Source organism: Methanobrevibacter sp. 87.7, assembly GCF_002208625.1.
Classification (GTDB): Archaea; Methanobacteriota; Methanobacteria; order Methanobacteriales; family Methanobacteriaceae; genus Methanarmilla.
The window spans coordinates 1-4,076 of record NZ_MRCT01000153.1 but is presented as its reverse complement, the minus strand read 5'-3'; the positions used below and the strand labels follow the sequence as shown (position 1 = coordinate 4,076).

At 24.4% G+C, this 4,076-nt stretch carries 5 protein-coding genes; 4 read left to right on the top strand and 1 reads right to left on the bottom strand.

Going from position 1 to position 4,076, the window contains the following annotated elements:
* Positions 1-81 precede the first annotated feature (81 nt).
* The gene (locus BGI41_RS06980) at positions 82-765 is read right to left on the bottom strand and encodes a flavodoxin family protein (protein ID WP_088539855.1); all 684 of its coding nucleotides are present in this window, start codon (positions 763-765) and stop codon (positions 82-84) included.
* A gap of 451 nt (positions 766-1,216) precedes the next feature.
* Between BGI41_RS06980 and modA the strand changes: the two genes are divergently transcribed.
* The 4 genes from modA to BGI41_RS08685 are packed head-to-tail and all read left to right on the top strand — an operon-like array spanning position 1,217 to position 3,994.
* Entirely contained in the window at positions 1,217-2,011 is a 795-nt protein-coding gene (gene modA, locus BGI41_RS06975; RefSeq protein ID WP_088539853.1) for a molybdate ABC transporter substrate-binding protein, read from the top strand.
* A 27-nt stretch (positions 2,012-2,038) separates the two neighbouring features.
* Complete coding sequence (locus BGI41_RS06970) at positions 2,039-2,836, top strand: ABC transporter permease (protein ID WP_088539851.1); 798 nt, start codon at positions 2,039-2,041, stop codon at positions 2,834-2,836.
* A 36-nt stretch (positions 2,837-2,872) separates the two neighbouring features.
* Entirely contained in the window at positions 2,873-3,832 is a 960-nt protein-coding gene (locus BGI41_RS06965) for an ATP-binding cassette domain-containing protein (RefSeq protein ID WP_198945430.1), read from the top strand.
* Between the two features lie 36 nt (positions 3,833-3,868).
* The gene (locus BGI41_RS08685) at positions 3,869-3,994 is read left to right on the top strand and encodes a hypothetical protein (protein WP_255377152.1); all 126 of its coding nucleotides are present in this window, start codon (positions 3,869-3,871) and stop codon (positions 3,992-3,994) included.
* Positions 3,995-4,076 lie beyond the last annotated feature (82 nt).

Genomic DNA, 4,076 nt, shown 5'->3' with positions numbered 1-4,076 from the left:
AGTAAAAACATATACATGAAAACTAGCATAATCACATATTTATAAAAAAAATATAAAAAATAATAATTTATAAGTAAAATATTAAAGATTATTAATTGCATCTTTAGCTAATTTTCTACCTAAATTATATGCTTCATCAAGATCTTTTGGAAATTGATTTAATTTTTGTTGTAATTTTTCTTCTTCATCAAAAATAGAATTTTTAAATTTAGAATAATCCTTAAATTGATAAGTATCAAAGACCTTTAAGGAATAAACTTTTGAAAAAATATTAGAAATAAATGATTCTAAATTATTTAATGTATAAGGAAGAGAAAACTTATCATAATCCTCTTTTTTAATATTCATAGTATAAACACAAGCAGTAGGTAATTTATTTTCTGCTAAAGAAGAATTGTTCTCATCATATACTAAATATTGAAATATTAAACGATCAATAAAAGATTTCATTTCTCCACTGACATCCATAAGATAAATAGGACTTCCAAGAACCATTGCATCAGCAGTTTCTAAATCTCTAAAAATCTCTTTTAAATCATCATTAATAATACAATGACCATAACTTTTTCCATTTAAACGTTTACATGAAAAGCAACTTCTACAACTAGTATAATTTAAACTATATAAATTAATAAAGTTTAATTCAATTTTTTCGTTGGGAAATTTTTCATGAACCTCATCATAAAAACCAGATTCTACTTTTTTTAAAACTTGAACAGTATTACCTGCTTTTCTTGGACTACCATTAATTGCATAAAATTTCATTTAATACACCGAAATAAAATAAAAAATAAAAAAAAATAGAAAAATTAGTTAATAATTTTAAACAATAAAATTTTATAAAAATTTAAACTATGAAATTATTCAAATTTCATTAATAATATTATAAATAATTTTAATATAAAAAACTAATTTTTTACAATTTATAAAAAAAAATATAGAAATTATGAATAATTAACAATGTTAAAATTGTTTAAAATAATAAAAAAAATTAAAATAAATGAAAGGTTAAATTTCTTAGAATTAAAAAAAATTTGTTAATAATCAAATGAAATAGAAATAAAAAATAGACTACTTATAAATAAAGTAAAGATTAATTATTTAAAAAATATAGTTAAAAGTAATAAGTTTAAGTAAAAAAATTTAAATATTACCATATTTAAAATTATACATATCGATAAAAATCGATATAACAATAATTTTATGGAGAAATAATATGGATAATAAAAAAATATTTGGTGTAATTGTTGTTATAGTAATTATAGCAATAATTGGTATCGCTTATTCCACTGGATCAATAGGCAGCCAATCTTCAAATGAGAATGGAACTGTTGAAGTGCTTGCTGGTGCAGGTTTCAGTGAAATGGGTCCTGATATGATCAAGGAATTTAATAAAAAGTACCCTAATGTAAAAGTTAATGTAAAATATGCAGGTAGTGGTGAATTATACTCTACTCTTGAAACACAACATCAAGGAGATGTATTTTTACCAGCTGCTTATAAATATATGGGAAAAGCAATGAAAAATGGATACATGGAAAATTCAACTGTAAAAAATGTTACAACCAATGTACCAGTAATCGTTGTTCAAAAAGGTAACCCTAAAAATATTACTTCAGTTAAAGATTTAAATAGAACTGATATTAAAGTAGGTATTGGTGAAGAAAATGGTCCTGCTATTGGTAAAACTACTGCAGCAATTATTAGTAAAAATAACATTACTGGAGTAAATCCTGCTGTAAAAACAACAACTGTAAACCAATTATTAACTTATGTTGTATCTGGACAAGTTGATGTTGTAATCATATGGGAAGATATGACAGTATGGAATGATACTAAAGATAAAATTGATGTAATTGAAATCCCAGAAAAAGAAAATAATATAAGTACCATACCTATTGGAGTTACCAAATATGGTAAAAACAATACTGCAGCTGAAAAATTCACAGAATTTGTAGTTTCAGATGAAGGTAAAGAAGTATGGAAAAAATGGGGATTCGAACCATTATAACTAGATAAATAATATTAGAGTGAAAAAATGAAAAGATCAAAATTCGAAATGATTTGTATTGCAATTACAGCAATAATCTCATTAATTTTCATAGTTGTTATATTGAGTATGTTCTTTGTAACGCCGATAAACAACTTCTTTCACTCATTAGTTTCAGATGAAATGCTTTTTGCAATAAAGTTAACTATGACTACAGCAGTAATTGCCGCAGCAATTGTAATTTTATGTTGTATTCCAATGGCTTATGCATTAAGTAGATATAATTTTCCATTAAAAAGATTATTTAAAATAATTTTAGATTTACCTATGGCATTTCCAGAAATTGTAATAGGTATCGCTCTTTTAATGTTTTTAGGAAATAGAGGAATAGGTCCTTACCTTGAATCAATGGGATTAACTTTTGTTTTTACAAGTACTGGAATAGTAATAGCGCAATTCTTTGTTGCATTACCTTTTGCAGTAAAAATGTTATATTCAACATTTAATTACATAGATACAAGATATGAATTTGTTTCAAGAAGTTTAGGTTATAGTGAAGTTGATACATTCTTTAATATTACTTTACCATTAGCAAAAGAAGGATTATTTGCTACTTGTATAGTGGCATTTGCAAAATGTATTGGTACATTTGCAGCAGTATTATTTGTTGGTGGAGGTACATTAATGAAAACAGAAACATTATCAATATCAATGTATCTTAATTTATCAACTGGAAATATAGATCTCGCTATGACTTCAGGTATCATTTTAGTAATTATTTCATTTATTACAATTGCAGTAATGGAAAAATATGTATCAGATACATATAATAGTGCAGCAGTATAATAAATGAAAAATTTAATTTTTAATTTAAGTGATAAGATGTTTTTAGAGATTAAAGATTTATCAGTAGACCTTGGAGATTTTCACTTAGACCATGTAGATTTAAATATAAACGAAGGAGAATATGTAATTCTTATCGGTCCTACAGGTTCAGGTAAATCTGTTTTACTTGAAACAATAATAGGTTTCTATCACCCGGAAACTGGAAGTATAAAATTAGAAGGGAAAGAAATTATTAATACTCCACCTGAAAAAAGAAATATTGGTATTGTATACCAAGATCATGTACTCTTTCCAAATATGGATGTTTATGATAACATAGCATATGGATTAAGAAGAGATAAAACATTATCTAATGAAGAAATTCATGATAAAATCATGAAAATGGCTAAAATAATGAATATTGAACATATTCTTCATAGAGATGTACTTACAATTAGTGGTGGAGAATCACAAAGAACTGCACTTGCAAGAGCACTTATTGTTAATCCAAGAATAGTATTAATGGATGAACCATTTAGTGCACTTGATGTAACAACTCGTGAAAAATTAACTGAATTAATTAAAAAAATTGGAAGAGAAAATAACACTACATTTTTACATATTACACATAACTTCAATGAAGTTTGGAATTTAGCAGATAGAGTTGGAGTAATGAAAAATGGTAAATTACATCAAATTGGAAAAATTGATGATGTATTTTCTAGACCTCAAAATGAATTTGTTGCAGAATTTGTTGGAGTTCATAATATATTTGAAGGAAAAGTATCTGAATTATCTAATGGAACTGTTAAAGTTAAAATTAATGAAGATATAACCATAAACAGTGCAGACGTTAAATATACTAAAATAGCTGATCAATCAAATATTGGTGAAGAAGTAAGAGTAATTATTAGACCGGAAAATATTATATTTTCAAATGAACCATTTAAATCTTCAGCTAGAAATCAATTTAAAATAAAAGTTGTTAAAATTGATAAAAAAGGTCCAATAGTATGAGTTAAAACTAGTATACATAACATATACTTTAATGGAATGCTTACAAAAAGTTCTTTTGAAGAGTTAAACATTAAAGAAGGTAATGAAATTTATATTAATTTTAAATCATTAAATGTCCAAATAGTTGATACATATAGTTCTTTTAAAGGTACTAAAAATTAATTTTATTTTACCTTTTTTACTTTTTTTAAAATCATAATACTAATTTTACTAAATTTCTAAATAAAAAAACTAATTCTAAATC